This window comes from Frateuria terrea (genome assembly GCF_900115705.1).
Taxonomy (GTDB): domain Bacteria; phylum Pseudomonadota; class Gammaproteobacteria; order Xanthomonadales; family Rhodanobacteraceae; genus Frateuria_A; species Frateuria_A terrea.
This window is the reverse complement of record NZ_FOXL01000005.1, coordinates 1-15,958: the sequence shown is the minus strand read 5'-3', so window position 1 is coordinate 15,958 and position 15,958 is coordinate 1. Positions and strand designations below refer to the sequence as shown.

Annotated in this window: 13 protein-coding genes and 1 tRNA gene; 13 read left to right on the top strand and 1 reads right to left on the bottom strand. The window is 65.5% G+C overall.

From position 1 onward, the window contains the following. The first annotated feature begins 11 nt into the window (after positions 1 to 11). From BMZ38_RS09120 to pnp, 13 genes are all read left to right on the top strand, one after another. Positions 12 to 659 (top strand): NADH-quinone oxidoreductase subunit J, encoded by a 648-nt coding sequence (locus tag BMZ38_RS09120; protein ID WP_091336604.1) that lies wholly within the window; start codon positions 12 to 14, stop codon positions 657 to 659. Next, on the top strand, positions 656 to 961 hold the full coding sequence (nuoK, locus tag BMZ38_RS09115) for an NADH-quinone oxidoreductase subunit NuoK (protein WP_091336603.1): 306 nt from the start codon (positions 656 to 658) through the stop codon (positions 959 to 961). Before BMZ38_RS09120 ends, nuoK begins: the two co-directional genes overlap by 4 nt. 4 nt (positions 962 to 965) lie before the next feature. Beyond that, positions 966 to 3,077, top strand: coding sequence for an NADH-quinone oxidoreductase subunit L (nuoL, locus tag BMZ38_RS09110; protein ID WP_091336601.1), 2,112 nt, complete (start codon positions 966 to 968; stop codon positions 3,075 to 3,077). Between the two features lie 13 nt (positions 3,078 to 3,090). Then, positions 3,091 to 4,599 (top strand): NADH-quinone oxidoreductase subunit M, encoded by a 1,509-nt coding sequence (locus BMZ38_RS09105; RefSeq protein ID WP_091336599.1) that lies wholly within the window; start codon positions 3,091 to 3,093, stop codon positions 4,597 to 4,599. A 16-nt stretch (positions 4,600 to 4,615) separates the two neighbouring features. Then, positions 4,616 to 6,055, top strand: coding sequence for an NADH-quinone oxidoreductase subunit NuoN (gene nuoN / locus BMZ38_RS09100; protein ID WP_091336597.1), 1,440 nt, complete (start codon positions 4,616 to 4,618; stop codon positions 6,053 to 6,055). Positions 6,056 to 6,179: 124 nt separating this feature from the next. Next, positions 6,180 to 6,256 (top strand) — tRNA-Met (locus BMZ38_RS09095). Between the two features lie 191 nt (positions 6,257 to 6,447). Then, a complete protein-coding gene (locus tag BMZ38_RS09090; protein ID WP_091336595.1) occupies positions 6,448 to 6,978 on the top strand; it encodes a ribosome maturation factor RimP in 531 nt (176 codons plus the stop codon). Between the two features lie 138 nt (positions 6,979 to 7,116). Further along, positions 7,117 to 8,616, top strand: coding sequence for a transcription termination factor NusA (nusA, locus tag BMZ38_RS09085; RefSeq protein WP_091336593.1), 1,500 nt, complete (start codon positions 7,117 to 7,119; stop codon positions 8,614 to 8,616). Positions 8,617 to 8,743: 127 nt separating this feature from the next. Beyond that, positions 8,744 to 11,494 carry a translation initiation factor IF-2 gene (gene infB, locus BMZ38_RS09080; protein WP_091336591.1) on the top strand — a complete coding sequence of 917 codons (2,751 nt, stop codon included), beginning with the start codon at positions 8,744 to 8,746 and terminating at the stop codon, positions 11,492 to 11,494. 175 nt (positions 11,495 to 11,669) lie between these two features. Continuing rightward, positions 11,670 to 12,050, top strand: coding sequence for a 30S ribosome-binding factor RbfA (gene rbfA, locus BMZ38_RS09075; protein ID WP_091336589.1), 381 nt, complete (start codon positions 11,670 to 11,672; stop codon positions 12,048 to 12,050). Beyond that, a complete protein-coding gene (truB, locus tag BMZ38_RS09070; RefSeq protein ID WP_091336587.1) occupies positions 12,031 to 12,975 on the top strand; it encodes a tRNA pseudouridine(55) synthase TruB in 945 nt (314 codons plus the stop codon). The genes rbfA and truB overlap by 20 nt, the downstream gene beginning before the upstream one ends. A 204-nt stretch (positions 12,976 to 13,179) precedes the next feature. Further along, on the top strand, positions 13,180 to 13,449 hold the full coding sequence (gene rpsO, locus BMZ38_RS09065) for a 30S ribosomal protein S15 (protein WP_091336585.1): 270 nt from the start codon (positions 13,180 to 13,182) through the stop codon (positions 13,447 to 13,449). An 18-nt stretch (positions 13,450 to 13,467) separates the two neighbouring features. Then, positions 13,468 to 15,573: a polyribonucleotide nucleotidyltransferase gene (gene pnp, locus BMZ38_RS09060; RefSeq protein WP_091336583.1), complete on the top strand. Its 2,106-nt coding sequence runs from the start codon at positions 13,468 to 13,470 to the stop codon at positions 15,571 to 15,573. 54 nt (positions 15,574 to 15,627) lie between these two features. Here the strand turns inward: pnp and BMZ38_RS09055 are convergent. After that, positions 15,628 to 15,958: transposase (locus BMZ38_RS09055; RefSeq protein ID WP_139211670.1), on the bottom strand; the 331-nt coding region annotated here is incomplete at its 5' end.

Here is a 15,958-nt window from a genome sequence, read left to right as displayed (position 1 = left end):
GGGCCACCGACATGATCGATACCAATCTGCTCCAATTGATCTGCTTCTACGGCTTCGCTGCCGTTACCGTGGGTGCCGCGCTGGCAGTGATCAGCCTGAAGAACTCGGTGCACGCGGTACTCTCGCTGGTGCTGGCGTTCTTCAGTACCGCCTGCATCTGGCTGCTGGCCGAAGCCGAGTTCCTCGCCATCGCCCTGATCGTGGTGTACGTGGGCGCGGTGATGGTGCTCTTCCTGTTCGTCGTCATGATGCTGGACATCAAGATGGAACAGGTGCGCGAAGGCTTCATCCGCTACCTGCCGGTGGGCATCATCGTGGCGCTAGTCATGCTGGCCGAAATGCTTGCGCTGATCGGTGTGCGTGCGATGCACGCGCACGTGATGGGCGCCAATCCGGCGACCGTGGCGGGCCTGTCGAACACCGCGTGGCTGGGCGAGGCGCTGTACTCGCAGTACCTGCTTCCGTTCGAGGTGGCCGCGCTGATCCTTACCGTGGGTGTCGTGGTGGCCGTTGCGCTGACCCTGCGCCACCGCGGCGACAAGAAGCACGAGTCGGCCAGCGAGCAGGTGCGCGTCAATCCGCGCGACCGTATCCGCGTGGTCAAGATGGCGCCTTCGCGCCCGGATGAGCCGACCTCGTCGGAGGAGCCGCTGCAATGATCACCCTGTCGCATTTCATCGTGCTCGGCGCGGTGCTGTTCTGCATCGCCGTGGCCGGCCTGTTCATCAACCGCAAGAACGTGATCGTGCTGTTGATGGCGATCGAGCTGATGCTGCTCGCGGTGAACATGAACTTCGTTGCGTTCTCGCGCTTCCTGGGCGACGTGTCCGGCCAGGTGTTCGTGTTCTTCATCCTCACCGTCGCGGCGGCCGAATCCGCGATCGGCCTGGCGATCCTGGTGCTGCTGTTCCGCAACCGCAGCACGGTCAACGTCGCCGAAATCGACTCGATGAAGGGCTGAGCCGATGCAACTGTCCACGACGATTCTCCTGATCATCGCGCTCGCGCCGCTGGCCGGCTGCCTGCTGGCGGGCTTCCTCGGCAAGCAGATCGGCCGTGCCGGTGCGCACAGCGTGACCATCCTGGGCCTGCTGATCTCGTGCGCGCTGTCATTCTACGTGCTCTATCAGATCACCGCCGGTGGCGCGCCGTCGTACAACCAGGACATCTACACCTGGTTCGAGATCGGCCGCCTGCACGTGAGCGTCGGCTTCATGGTCGATCGCCTCACCGCCATGATGATGGTGGTGGTGACCTTCGTGTCGCTGCTGGTGCACGTCTACACCATCGGCTACATGGCCGATGATCCGGGCTACCAGCGCTTCTTCAGCTACATCTCGCTGTTCACCTTCGCCATGTTGATGCTCGTGATGAGCAACAACTTCATGCAGCTGTTCTTCGGCTGGGAAGGCGTGGGCCTGGTGTCCTACCTGCTGATCGGCTTCTGGTACAAGCGCCCGACCGCAATCTTCGCCAACCTCAAGGCGTTCCTGGTCAACCGCGTAGGCGACTTCGGTTTCCTGCTGGGCATCGCCGCGGTGCTGTACTTCCTCGGTACGCTGGACTACGCCACCGCCTTCGCCGGCGCACCCAGCCTGATCGGCAAGTCGCTGGCGCTGACTGCGAATACCCATTGGGACGCGGCCACGGTGATCTGCGTGCTGCTGTTCATCGGTGCGATGGGCAAGTCCGCCCAGGTGCCGCTGCACGTGTGGCTGCCCGACTCGATGGAAGGCCCGACGCCGATTTCCGCGCTGATCCACGCGGCGACGATGGTGACCGCCGGCATCTTCATGGTCGCCCGCATGTCGCCGTTCTTCGAGCTTTCCGAAGGCGCGCTCAGCTTCGTGATGATCATCGGCGCCACCGGCGCTCTTTTCACCGGCCTGATCGGCATCGTGCAGAACGACATCAAGCGCGTAGTCGCGTATTCCACCCTCTCGCAGCTGGGTTACATGACGGTGGCGCTGGGCGTGTCGGCCTATGCCGGCGCGGTGTTCCACCTGATGACCCATGCCTTCTTCAAGGCACTGCTGTTCCTGGGCGCCGGCTCCGTGATCATCGCCATGCACCACGAGCAGGACATGCGCTACATGGGCGGCCTGCGCAAGTACATGCCGATCACCTGGATCACCATGTGGATCGGTTCGCTGGCGCTGGTGGCGATCCCGTTCACCTCGGGCTTCTACTCGAAGGACGCGATCATCGAGGCGGTCGGCGAATCGCACCGCTGGGGCTCGGGCTATGCCTATGTCTGCGTGCTGGCCGGCGCCTTCGTCACCGCGCTGTACACCTTCCGCCAGATGTACCTGACCTTTCATGGCAAGGAGCGTTTCGTGGTCGTGGGCCACGGGCACGGGCACGACACGCATGCCATCCACCATGAAGTGCACGACCACGGCGCGCACGACGCCCATGGTGACGATCACCACGCGCACACGGATGATCCGCACCATGGCCACAAACCCGGCGAGCTGGAACACGCGCCGCACGAGTCACCCTGGGTCGTGACGCTGCCGCTGATCCTGCTGGCGATCCCTTCGCTGCTGGTGGGCTTCTTCACGATCGGTCCGATGCTGTTTGGCAACTGGTTCGGACAGGCCATCCACGTCGAGGAGGCCAACAACGTGCTGGGCGAGCTCGGCCGCGAGTTCCACGGCGCCGCCGCAATGGGCCTGCACGGTTTGCTGAGCTGGCCGTTCGCGCTGGTGGCGCTCGCCTTCGTGATCACCACCTACATCTACCTGTTCAATCCGGCCATGGCTGGCAGGATCAAGAGCGCGCTCAAGCCGCTGTGGACCGTCCTGGACCGCAAGTACTGGGTGGACGACGTCTACTTCGCGGTCTTCGCCCGCGGCGGTGTGAAGCTGGGCCGGCTGTTCTGGAAGGCCGGCGACGCGGCGGTGATCGACGGCGTGCTGGTCAACGGTTCGGCCGGACTGGTGCAGCGCATCGCTGCCGGCGTGCGCCGCCTGCAGTCGGGCTACCTCTACCACTACGCCTTCGCGATGATTCTCGGCCTGATCCTGCTGCTGGGCGGGTTCTGGGTCTTCGGGTCCGGGCAGATCGGGCAATAAGGAAGCACGCTCCATGTTCAATCATTTGCTCAGCCTGCTGATCTGGCTCCCCATCGTCGGTGCGATTCCCGTGCTGCTGGCCGGCTCCGGCCGCCCGGGCCTGGCGCGCTGGATCTCGCTGCTGGTGGCGGTGCTGACCTTCCTGGCCAGCCTATACCTGCTGCCGGCCTACAACGCGGCCGACGGCGCCATGCAGCTGACGGAAAGCCACGTCTGGATCGCCTCTCTCGGCGTGCACTACGGGCTGGCCGTGGACGGCATCTCGGTGGCGCTGATCCTGCTCACCACCTTCGTCGGCATCCTGGTGATCGTCGGTGCCTGGGAGGTGATCCAGAACAAGCCGCACCAGTACATGGCCGCCATGCTCGTACTCGAAGGCCTGATGATCGGCGTGTTCTGCGCCACTGACGCGCTGCTGTTCTACGTGTTCTTCGAGGCGATGCTGATCCCGATGTTCATCCTGATCGGCATCTGGGGTGGTCCGCGCCGCGTCTACGCCACGCTGAAGTTCTTCATCTACACGTTCCTCGGTTCGATCTTCATGCTGATCGGGCTGATCTACCTGTACCTGAAGGCCGGCACTTTCGACCTGCACACGCTGGCGATGCTGCCGCTGACGATGAAGGAACAGTCCTGGCTGTTCTTCGCCTTCCTCGCGGCGTTCGCCGTGAAGGTACCAATGGTGCCGGTGCACACCTGGCTGCCCGATGCCCACGTGGAGGCGCCGACGGGCGGCTCGGTGGTGCTGGCGGCGGTGATGCTGAAGATCGGCGGATACGGTTTCCTGCGCTTCTCCCTGCCAATCGTTCCCGACGCCTCCGAACACTTCGCCTGGCTGGTCATCGTGCTCAGCCTCATCGCGGTGGTCTACATCGGCTACGTGGCGCTGGTGCAGGAAGACATGAAGAAGCTGGTGGCGTACTCGTCCGTGGCTCACATGGGTTTCGTGACGCTGGGCATCTTCATCGCCTTCATGCTGGTGCGCGACGCCAACAACCTGGACGCCGCCAAGCTGGGCATGCAGGGTGCGATGGTGCAGATGATCTCGCACGGTTTCGTGTCGGGCGCGATGTTCTCGTGCATCGGCGTCATGTACGACCGCCTGCACACGCGCCAGATCAAGGACTACGGCGGCGTGATCAACGTGATGCCGTGGTTCGGCTTCTTCTACGTGCTGTTCGCCATGGCCAACTCGGGCCTGCCGGGCACCAGCGGCTTCGTCGGCGAGTTCATGGTGGTGCTGGCGAGCTTCACCGCCAACCCGTGGATCGCGCTGTTCGCCGCCTTCACCCTGATCATCGGCGCGGCCTACACGCTGTGGATGGTCAAGCGCGTGCTTTGGGGGGACATCACCAATCCGCACGTGCGCGAGATGAAGGAAATCAACGGACGCGAGACGTTCGTGCTGGCCGCCTTCGCCCTCGCGGTGCTGGCGCTGGGCATCTGGCCGCAGCCGCTGATCCACCTGATGGACGCCTCGGTGTCGCAGCTGGTGCAGCAGCTCGCCGTTCACAAGATCTAAGCGGGATCACACGCTAATGCCGAATCTCAACGACATCATGATCATGCTGCCGGAGTTCTACCTGGTGGCGGCGGCGTGCCTCCTGTTGCTGCTGGACGCCTGGATGAAGCCCGAGCAGCGCAATATCCTGCACTGGGTCTCGATCCTGGTGCTGGTGGTGGGCATCTACCTGGTGGTGGCCGGGCAGCCGCAGGTGACGGTGACCGCCTTCGGCGGCATGTTCGTGCGCGACGCGACGGCCGAGATCCTCAAGGTGTTCATCCTGCTGTGCACCGCGTTGATCTTCGTGTTCTCGCGTCCGTACATGCAGGACCGCAAGCTGTTCCAGGGCGAGTTCTACACGCTGATGATCTTCGCCACCATCGGCGCCATGCTGCTGGTCTCGGCCGGCAACCTTGTGATGGTCTACCTTGGCCTGGAGCTCATGACGCTGTGTTCGTACGGCCTGGTCGCACTGAACCGCGACTCGCAGCTCTCGTCCGAGGCAGCGATCAAATACTTCGTGCTGGGTGCGCTGTCCTCGGGCATGCTGTTGTACGGCATGTCGATGGTCTACGGGGCTACCGGCACGCTGGCCCTGGTGCAGCTGCATGGCGCGGTGGCACAGGCGGGCATGTCCAACCTGATGGTGTTCGGTCTGATCTTCATGATCGTGGGCATCAGCTTCAAGCTGGGCGTGGCGCCATTCCACATGTGGATCCCCGACGTCTACCAGGGTGCGCCGACCTCGGTGACGATTTTCGTCGGCTCCACGTCGAAGTTGGCGGCCTTCGGCATGGCCTACCGCCTGCTCGAGTCGGGCATGGGTGGCATGGCGCATCAGTGGCAGATGATGCTGGCGGTGCTGGCGGTCGTGTCGCTGGCGATCGGCAACCTGGTCGCCATCGTGCAGACCAACCTCAAGCGCCTGCTCGCCTATTCGACCATCTCGCACATGGGCTACCTGCTGCTGGGCCTGGTCAACGCCGGTCCCGAGGGCTATGCCTCGGCAATGTTCTATGCGATCAGCTATGCGCTGATGAGCACCGCGGCCTTCGGCGTGATCCTGGCGCTGGCGCGTGCGGGTTTCGAGTGCGAGGAAATCGACGATTTCAAGGGCCTCAACCAGCGTTCGCCATGGATGGCGTTCCTGATGATGCTGGCGATGTTCTCGCTGGCCGGCGTGCCGCCGATGTTCGGATTCTTCGCCAAGCTGCTGGTGCTGCAGGCGGCGATCCATGCCGGGATGATGTGGCTGGCGCTGGTCGGCGCGGTGTTCGCCATCATCGGCCTGTACTACTACCTGCGCGTGGTCAAGGTCATGTATTTCGACAAGCCGGCCGAAGGCCTTGAGATTCGGCCGCAAGCGGATGGTTTCCTGCGCACCATGCTGTCGCTCAATGCGCTGGTGCTGCTGGCGTTGGGCCTGTACTGGGGCCCGCTGCTGGGTTGGTGCCGCGCGGCGTTCGCGGGCTGAAGCTCGAGTAGAGAGCTTCGGCGGATCATGCGAAGAGAGGCGGGTTGAAGCCTGCCCGACGAGAAATTCGATACGGAAAAGCTTGCAAGAAATCGGCCATGCCGCTATAGTTTGCGGACTCTGATGCGGGGTGGAGCAGTCTGGCAGCTCGTCGGGCTCATAACCCGAAGGTCGCAGGTTCGAATCCTGCCCCCGCTACCAGATCTTTCTTAGAACAAGAAAGCCTCCTCGTGAGGCTTTTTTGTTGGGCGCAAGGATGCGTCGTGGTGCGGCGGCCGCCGAAATGGCCGACGTACCGCCGGGAAGAGCCTGGACGAGTCGGCACATCGTCGGGGTAAGGGAATGGGCCGTTGTGCCCATTTTTTGTTTCTGCAACCACGCAAACGACGACTATGGATACGCAGGCACTCGCACAACGCTTCACCGACGTCCTGGCCGACCTGGGGCTGGAATGCATCGGTGTGGAGTTTTCCCCATCGCAGGGGCAGAGTACCCTGCGCGTTTATCTGGACGTGCTCGACCACGCCGAGGGGCGCGAGGTCACGCTGGACGATTGCGAGGCTGCCAGCCGCGAGCTGTCGGCGCTGCTGGACGTGGAAGACCCGATCCCGGGCCATTACGTGCTGGAGGTTTCCTCGCCAGGCATCGACCGCCCGCTGTTCACCGCGGAGCAGTTCGCCCGGGTCGTGGGGCAGGAAGTGAAGGTGCTGCTGAAGGCGCCGGTCGAGGGGCGTCGCCGCCTGCGCGGCAAGCTGATCGCGGTGGACGGCGAACGACTGGCCTTCGAGGCGGAAGGCAAGACCTTCGAATTCGACCACGATGCGGTGGAAAGCGCGCGCGTGGTGCCGGATTGGGCAGCGCTCGGCTACGTGCCGCAGCCCAAGCCAGGCGGCAAGAAAGCGCCAAAGAAAGCTGGCCAGTAGAAATTGAAGAGTGCGGCCATGGATGACCGCTATTTGATCCTCGCGCCCAGGGATGCGCGCAAAAACAAAGGTTGCGGCCACGGACCGCCGCTTCTTGATTCTCGCGTTCAGGACGAACGCACAAATACCGAGGTTGCAATGAGCAAAGAACTGTTGCTGGTCGTCGATGCCGTCGCCAATGAAAAGGGCGTGCCGCGCGAAGTGATCTTCGAGGCGATGGAAGCCGCGCTGGCCTCGGCTGCCAAGAAGCGCTATCCGGAAGAGGATCCGGACATCCGCGTGGCGATCGACCGCCAGAGCGGCGACTACGAGACTTTTCGCCGTTGGGAAGTGATCGCCGACGATGGTGAGATGGAATCGCCCTATCACCAGTTGCGCCTGATGGACGCGGTGGACGAGCGCGATGACGCGCAGGTGGGCGACTACATCGAACAGCAGATCGAGAACGCCGAGTTCGGCCGCATCGCCGCGCAGGCCGCCAAGCAGGTGATCGTGCAGCGCGTGCGCGAGGCCGAGCGCCAGCAGGTGGTCGACGCCTACAAGGATCGCATCGGCGAACTGATCACCGGCATCGTCAAGCGTGTCGAGCGCGGCAACGTGTACCTGGACCTGGGCTCCAACGCCGAGGCCTTCATTCCGCGCGACAAGACCATCCCGCGCGAATCGGCCCGCGTCGGCGACCGCGTGCGTGGTTACCTCTACGAAGTTCGCTCCGAAGTGCGCGGCCCGCAGTTGTTCGTCTCGCGCGCGGCGCCGGAATTCATGATCGAGCTGTTCAAGCTCGAGGTACCCGAGGTCGGCCAGGGCCTGGTCGAGATCAAGGGCTGCGCCCGCGACCCGGGTGATCGCGCCAAGATCGCCGTGCTCGCCCACGACACGCGCACCGATCCGATCGGCGCCTGCATCGGCATGCGCGGCTCGCGCGTGCAGGCGGTGTCCAACGAGCTCAACGGCGAGCGCGTGGACATCATTCTGTGGCACGAGAACCAGGCGCAGTACGTCATCAACGCAATGGCGCCGGCCGAGGTGCAGTCCATCATCATGGACGAGGAAAAGCACTCGATGGACATTGCGGTGGCCGAGGACAAGCTGTCCCAGGCCATCGGCCGCGGCGGCCAGAACGTGCGTCTGGCCAGCAAGCTCACCGGCTGGCAGCTCAACGTGATGACCCAGGACCAGGTCACCGCCAAGAGCGAGGCCGAGCAACAGGCCGCGCGCCAGCTGTTCATGGACAAGCTGGAAGTGGACGAGGAGATCGCCAACATCCTGGTGCAGGAAGGCTTCTCCAGCGTCGAGGAAATCGCCTACGTACCCAGCGCCGAGCTGCTGGCGGTCGAGGGCTTCGACGAGGACATCGTCGAGGAGCTGCGCGCGCGTGCCCGCGATGCGCTGCTCACCGAGGCGCTGGCGGCGGAAGAGGGCATGGCCGAGCCGTCCGAGGATCTGCTTGGCCTGCCGGGCATGGACGAGGCCACTGCCTATGCGCTGGCTGCACGCGAAATCGGTACGGTGGACGATCTGGCCGACCTTGCGGTCGACGACCTGATCGACATCGAAGGCATGGACGAGGAGCGTGCCGCTGCGTTGATCATGGCGGCCCGCGCACCGATGATCGAACGACTGGAGAAGGGCGGCTAACCGCGGACGGCAGCGCCTTCGGAAGGGCGCGCCGAGGAAGCCCTGCGGGCTTCCGCCATGGATGGAGGTGGACGTGCAGGCCTGGCCGCACGGACGATAAGCGCGGGAACGGCGGAGAAAGAACACGATGTCGGATGTAACGATCAAACAACTTGCCCAGGTGCTGGGTATGCCGGTCGCCAAGCTGCTGGGGCAGCTCGGTGAGGCAGGCATGAATTTCTCCGATCCGGAGCAGGTCATCAGCAGCACCGAGAAGGTGAAGCTGCTGGGCTTCCTGCGCCGCACCCATGGCAAAGGCGAAGCGACTCCCGAAGTGGAGGACAGCGCGCCGCGCCAGATCACCCTCAAGCGCCGCAAGGTCAGCGAACTGAAGGTCGCCACGCCCGGCGGCCGCGGTGCCGCCAGCAGCGCCAAGACGGTCAACGTGGAAGTGCGCGCCAAGCGCACCTACGTCAAGCGCAGCGTCATCGCCGAGGAAGCGAGCGCCGAGCCGGAGCGCGAGGAGGCCGTGCGCAAGCTGGCCGAGTCGCAGCAGCAACGCGAGCACGAGGAGCGCGAGCGTCTGGAGGCCGAGCAGCGCCGCCAGCACGAAGCGCAGCAGCGCGCGCTGGAGGAACAGCGCCAGGCCGAGGAAGCCCATCGCCAGAGCGAGCCGGCCGTCATCGAGCAAGCGGCCGAGGCGCCGGCCGCGGCGGAGGCACCCATCCAGGAAGCTGCTGCCGAGGCAGGGGCTCCCGTAGCCAGGACCGCCGCCGCGCCGGTGCCGTCCTCCAGCACCGACCACAGTGCGTTTGGCATGATCGTGCCGCGCATCCATGAGCCCCGTAAGCGCGAGAAGAAGGTCGTCGTCGCGGCGCCGGCTCCCGCTCCGGCGCCTGCACCGGCCCCGGCCCCGGCCGATGCGCGCGGTGGCGCCAAGGCGCGCTACGGCCGCGACCGCGACGAGGGCCCCGGTGGCAAGCGTTTCGCTGGTGGCGAGCTGCACTTGTCCGAGGCCGACCGCGCACGCCGTTCCAGCAAGCGCGGCAAGCCCGGCAAGGGCGGCCGCGACATCAGCCGCGGCGGTACCAGTGCCGCCGCCGGTGCGCATGGCTTCTCGCGTCCCACCGCGCCGGTGGTGCGCGAGGTGGTCGTGGGCGAAGCCAACCTGGTCGCCGATCTGGCGCAGAAGATGGCGGTCAAGGGTTCGGAGGTGGTCAAGGCGCTCTTCAAGATGGGCGTGATGGCCACCATCAACCAGACCATCGATCGCGACACCGCGACGCTGGTGGTCGAGGAACTGGGCCACACGCCGGTGGAGGCGAGCGAGAACAATGCCGAGGCCGCGCTGGCCGCGCACACGCAGAGCGCCGAACTGGAAGGCGAGAAGTCGCCGCGTCCGGCGGTGGTCACCATCATGGGCCACGTCGACCACGGCAAGACCTCGCTGCTGGACTACATCCGCCGCACCAAGGTGGCCGCGGGCGAGGCCGGCGGCATCACGCAACACATCGGCGCGTATCACGTGGAAACGCCCAAGGGCGTGATCACCTTCCTCGACACCCCGGGCCACGCCGCGTTCACCGCGATGCGCGCCCGCGGCGCGCAGTCCACCGACATCGTGGTGCTGGTGGTCGCCGCCGACGACGGCGTGATGCCGCAGACGGCCGAGGCCGTGCAGCACGCACGCGCCGCCAAGGTGCCGCTGATCGTGGCGCTCAACAAGATGGACAAGTCCGACGCCAACCCGGATCACGTCAAGCAGGGCCTGGGCAACCTGGAAGTCATCCCGGAAGAGTGGGGCGGCGATACGCCTTTCGTGCCCGTCTCGGCCAAGACCGGCATGGGCATCGACGACCTGCTCGATGCGATCTCGGTGCAGGCCGAAGTGATGGAGCTGACCGCCGTGTTCGACGGCGCCGCCTCCGGCGTGGTGATCGAGTCGAGCCTGGACAAGGGCCGGGGCCCGGTGGCGACCGTGCTGGTGCAACAGGGCACGCTCAAGCGTGGCGATTTCGTCGTATGCGGCGTCGAATACGGTCGCATGCGCGCGCTGGTCGACGAGACCGGCAAGACCGTGCAGGAAGCCGGTCCGTCCATCCCGGTGCAGGTGCTGGGCCTCTCTGGCGTGCCGGAAGCGGGCGACGACTTCGTGGTAGTGGCTGACGAGCGCCTGGCACGCGAAGTGGCCGCCGAGCGCCAGCAGAAGCGCCGCGAGACGCGCATGGTCAGCAAGGCCAACCGCCTCGAGGACATCATGGCGCAAATGGGTCAGGGCAACGAGCAGCAGACGCTCAACATCCTGGTCAAGGCCGACGTGCAGGGTTCGGTGCAGGCACTGCGCGACTCGCTGAGCCAGATCGGCAACGAGAACGTGAAGGTCAACGTGATCGCAGCCGGTGTCGGCGGTATCACCGAGTCCGATGCCACGCTCGCGGCCGCGTCGAAGGCCCTGATCATCGGCTTCAACGTGCGCGCCGATGCTTCGGCACGCAAGGTGATCGATACCGCCGGCCTGGACGTGCGCTACTTCTCGATCATCTACGACGTCATCGACCAGGTGAAGCAGGCGGCATCCGGCCTGCTGGGCGTGGAAGTGCGCGAGGAGATCATCGGCATCGCGCAGGTGCGCGAGGTGTTCCGCAGCTCCAAGTTCGGCGCGGTGGCCGGCTGCATGGTCACCGAGGGCACGGTCAAGCGGAACAAGCCGATCCGCGTGCTGCGCGACAACACGGTGGTGTTCCAGGGTGAACTGGAATCGCTGCGCCGCTTCAAGGAGCTGGTCGACGAGGTACGCAACGGCATGGAATGCGGTATCGCCGTGAAGCAGTACAACGACGTCAAGGTGGGCGACCAGATCGAGTGCTTCGAGCGCATCGAGGTTGCCCGCACGCTGTAATGCGGCGCTTTGCTCCCTCTCCCTCAGGGGAGAGGGCCGCGGTGAGGGGCCGCACTGGCCTCAGCCTGTTTCTGGTCTAAGGCGAGCCCCGCCCCTCACCCATCCTCTCCCCCGAGGGGGAGAGGTGACAACGAGGCCGCCGCTGGCGCGGCAACGCAATCTGATTGGAGCATCCATGCCCTCCCGCGACTTCAAACGCACCGACCGCGTAGGCGCCGAGCTCCGCCGTGAACTCGGCCTGCTGGTGCACGCGGCCGTGCGCGACCACGCGCTGCCCTCGGTGAGCGTGTCCGACGTGGAAGTCACTCGCGACCTCGACTGGGCTACCGTCTGGGTGACTGCGTTGCAGCCGGAACGCGCCAAGGAAGCGGTCAAGGCGCTCAACGAACTGGGCGTGGAGTTCCGCCGCACGCTCTCGCGCGGCATGCGCCTGCGACGGGTACCGGAACTGCGCTTCAAGTACGACGATTCGGTCGACAAGAGCGAGCGCATCGAGCGCCTGCTGCGCGATTCTGGCGATATCCAGCCAACTACCGATGGCGAAGGCAAGTCGTAACCTCCGGGGCATCCGCCAGGGCCTGCGCGACCTGCACGGCGTCCTGCTGCTCGACAAGCCGCTGGGCATGAGCTCCAACCAGGCCCTGCAGGCCGCACGCCGGTTGCTGCGCGCGGCCAAGGGCGGTCACACCGGTGCGCTCGATCCGCTGGCCACCGGCCTGCTGCCGCTGTGCTTCGGCGAAGCGACCAAGATCGCCGGCATGCTGCTGGGCTCGCGCAAGGCGTATCTCGCGGAGTGCCGGCTGGGCACCACCACCACCACGGCGGACCTGGAGGGCGAGGTGGTCGAGCAGCGGCCCGTGCCGGCGCTGGACGATGCCGCCCTCGAACAGGCGCTTGCCTCGTTGCGCGGCCGTATCGTGCAGGTGCCGCCCGTGTACTCGGCCCTCAAGCAGGACGGCGAGCCGCTTTACGTAAAGGCCCGGCGCGGGGAGATGGTCGACGTGCCGCCACGCGAGGTGGATGTCCACCGCCTCGAACTGCTGGCGCACGAGGGCGACCGCCTGCGCCTGCTGGTCGAGTGCGGGTCGGGCACCTACATCCGCAGCCTGGCGGTCGACCTGGGCGAGCGGCTGGGCTGCGGCGCCCACCTGGCGTCGCTGCGTCGCCTTTGGGTGGAGCCTTTCCGGGAACCGGCCATGGTCACCCTTGCCGGGCTGGAGCAGGCGGCGGGGCAGGGCGAGGCCGCGCTGGACGCGTGGCTGCTGCCGCTGTCCGCCGGCGTGGCCGATCTGCCGGCACTGCCGCTGGACGAGTCCCAGGCGCTTGCGGTCACCCAGGGCCGGCAGATCCCCTGGCCGGGCCCGTTGGAGCAAGGCCGTAGCGCTGCCTTCAGCCCTGGCGGCCGCCTGCTCGCGCTGGTCGAACCGGACCCGGCCGGGCGTGTGCGCATCGTCCGCGGCTTCAATCTGCCTGGTTCTTGAGTCGCGGCCCATCGGGACTTCCGGCAAACTCGGGAAAGAACACCGATCGGGCCGGATTCCGCGCTCTTGTTGCCAACCGCCCGCCCTCGCTACAATAGCGAGCTTGTTCCAGAGCTTTACATCCAACCAGCGGAGCTTGTGCAACCCCACCCGGCGGTGAGGTTGCACAAGTTCCGCATCCGCATTTTGAAGGAAGAGATACCCATGTCCCTTACCGCAGAACAGACCAGCAAGATCATTGCTGACTACGGCCGCGTGCCGAACGACACCGGCTCGCCGGAGGTGCAAGTGGCCCTGCTGTCGGCTCGCATCGAGCACCTCACCGGTCATTTCAAGGAACACAAGCAGGACCACCACTCGCGTCGTGGCCTGCTGCAGCTGGTCAACCGCCGCAAGAGCCTGCTCGCTTACCTCAAGGACCGCGACCTGGCTCGTTACCAGAGCCTGATCGAACGTCTCGGCCTCCGCCGTTAACCCACGAGGAGACCAAACGTGGCGAAAGTAACCAAGTCATTCCAGTACGGTAATCACGAAGTCACACTGGAGACGGGCGAAATCGCCCGCCAGGCATCCGGTGCGGTCATGGTCAGCATGGGCGGCACCGTGGTGCTGGTCACCGCGGTCGCGGCGGCCAAGCCGCGCGAGGGGCAGGATTTCTTCCCGCTCACCGTCGACTACGTCGAGAAGTTCTACTCGGCCGGCCGCATTCCGGGCGGCTTCTTCAAGCGCGAAGGCCGCCCGACCGAAAAGGAAACGCTGACCTCGCGCCTGATCGATCGTCCGGTCCGCCCGCTGTTTCCCGAGGACTACAAGAACGAAGTGCAGGTCATCGCACAGGTCGTTTCGCTGAACCCGGAAATCGATGGCGACATTCCCGCCATGCTCGGCGCCTCTGCCGCGCTCAGCCTGGCCGGCATCCCGTTCAAGGGCCCGATCGGCGCCGCCCGCGTCGGCTACGCCAACGGCCAGTACCTGCTCAACCCGACCCACACCGAGCTGAAGACCTCCGACCTGGACCTGGTCGTGGCTGGTACCGCTGGTGCGGTGTTGATGGTGGAATCCGAGGCCAAGCTGCTGTCCGAGGAAGTGATGCTCGGTGCGGTGATGTTCGGCCACAAGCACATGCAGGCCGCGATCAACGCCATCGCCGAGCTCGCCACCGAGGCGGCCAAGCCTTCCTCGAGCTGGCAGCCGCCGGCGCGCAACGAATCGTTGGTCGCCGCGCTCAAGGGCGAGGTCGGCAACAAGCTGGAAGAGGCCTTCCAGGTGCGCGACAAGCTGCAGCGCCGCGACGCGATCGCCGCGATCAAGGCGGACGTGCTGGAGGCACTCAAGGGCCAGGCCGAGGCCAACGGCTGGTCGAGCGCCGAACTCGCCAAGGAATTCGGCGAGCTCGAGTACCGCACCATGCGCGACAGCGTACTCAAAACCAAGGTGCGCATCGACGGCCGCCAGCTCGACGACATCCGCCCGATCACCGTCCGCGTTGGCGTGCTGCCGCGCACCCACGGGTCGGCCCTGTTCACCCGCGGCGAGACGCAGGCTCTGGTCGTGGCCACGCTGGGCACCACCCGCGACGCACAGATCATCGACGCGCCGGAAGGCGAGTCGAAGGATCCGTTCCTGTTCCACTACAACTTCCCGCCGTTCTCGGTGGGCGAGGCCGGGCGCTTCGGCGCGCCGAAGCGTCGCGAGATCGGCCACGGCCGCCTCGCCAAGCGTGGCGTGCAGGCGGTCAAGCCCTCGATCGAGGAATTCCCGTACGTGCTGCGCGTGGTCTCGGAGATCACCGAGTCGAACGGTTCGTCCTCGATGGCCTCGGTGTGCGGTTCCTCGCTGGCCATGATGGACGCCGGCGTGCCGCTGAAGGCGCCGGTCGCCGGCATCGCCATGGGCCTGGTCAAGGAAGGCGAGCAGTTCGTGGTGCTGTCCGACATCCTGGGCGACGAGGATCACCTGGGCGACATGGACTTCAAGGTTGCCGGTAGCGCCGACGGCATCTCCGCGCTGCAGATGGACATCAAGATCGACGGCATCACCGAAGAGATCATGAAGGTGGCGCTGGAGCAGGCCAAGCGTGGCCGCCTGCACATCCTGGGCGAGATGGCCAAGGTGATCAGCACGCCGCGCTCGGAGATGAGCGAGTACGCCCCGCGCCTGCTCACCATCAAGATCCATCCGGACAAGATCCGCGAGGTCATCGGCAAGGGCGGCGCCACCATCCGCTCGATCACCGAAGAGACCGGCACCACGATCGATATCAGCGACGACGGCACCGTCATCATCGCCTCGGTCAACCGCCTGGCGGCCGACGAGGCCAAGAAGCGGATCGAACAGATCGTTTCCGACGTCGAGCCGGGCCGCATCTACGAGGGCAAGGTCGCCAAGCTGATGGACTTCGGCGCGTTCGTGACCATCATGCCGGGCAAGGACGGCCTGGTGCACGTCTCGCAGATCTCCTCCGAGCGCGTGGAGAAGGTCTCGGACAAGCTCAAGGAAGGCGACATCGTGAAGGTCAAGGTGCTCGAAGTGGACAAGCAGGGTCGCATCCGCCTGTCCATCAAGGCCGTGGCCGAAGACGAAGCCGCCAACGGTTGATCGCCTCGTTTCATGGGTAGAAAAAAGCGGGCCAAGGGCCCGCTTTTTTTTGGTTCATCGCGGAATGCCGGGGAAGGCGGCACGGATCTTCAGGAAGAAATAGTCCTGATCCCGGTAGCCGTAGGCCCGGCGCTTGATGACCTTGATCGTGTTGTTGATGCCTTCGACGACACTGGTGTTGAGCGGGTACCGGCATCGGGAAAGGATGCCGTGCAGATAGGCCTTGAGCCGTTGCGCGAACAGCGCCAGCGCGGCGATGCCGCTGCTCATGGCCTGTTCGAGCCAGTGTTCCCATGCTTGCTTGGCCCAGCCCGGCCGACGGTAAAACCACAGCCGTTTCAGCTCGTCCCGCATGAGATAGGCGGTGAGCAGGGGTTGGTTGGCC

Bases quoted from the DNA above. Each gene is read 5' to 3' on its own strand.
- BMZ38_RS09105 (WP_091336599.1), top strand. From the start codon at position 3,091: ATGTTCAATCATTTGCTCAGCCTGCTGATCTGGCTCCCCATCGTCGGT.
- BMZ38_RS09090 (WP_091336595.1), top strand. From the start codon at position 6,448: ATGGATACGCAGGCACTCGCACAACGCTTCACCGACGTCCTGGCCGAC.
- infB (WP_091336591.1), top strand. From the start codon at position 8,744: ATGTCGGATGTAACGATCAAACAACTTGCCCAGGTGCTGGGTATGCCG.
- rpsO (WP_091336585.1), top strand. From the start codon at position 13,180: ATGTCCCTTACCGCAGAACAGACCAGCAAGATCATTGCTGACTACGGC.
- nuoL (WP_091336601.1), top strand. From the start codon at position 966: ATGCAACTGTCCACGACGATTCTCCTGATCATCGCGCTCGCGCCGCTG.
- nuoK (WP_091336603.1), top strand. From the start codon at position 656: ATGATCACCCTGTCGCATTTCATCGTGCTCGGCGCGGTGCTGTTCTGC.
- rbfA (WP_091336589.1), top strand. From the start codon at position 11,670: ATGCCCTCCCGCGACTTCAAACGCACCGACCGCGTAGGCGCCGAGCTC.
- nusA (WP_091336593.1), top strand. From the start codon at position 7,117: ATGAGCAAAGAACTGTTGCTGGTCGTCGATGCCGTCGCCAATGAAAAG.
- truB (WP_091336587.1), top strand. From the start codon at position 12,031: ATGGCGAAGGCAAGTCGTAACCTCCGGGGCATCCGCCAGGGCCTGCGC.
- nuoN (WP_091336597.1), top strand. From the start codon at position 4,616: ATGCCGAATCTCAACGACATCATGATCATGCTGCCGGAGTTCTACCTG.
- BMZ38_RS09120 (WP_091336604.1), top strand. From the start codon at position 12: ATGATCGATACCAATCTGCTCCAATTGATCTGCTTCTACGGCTTCGCT.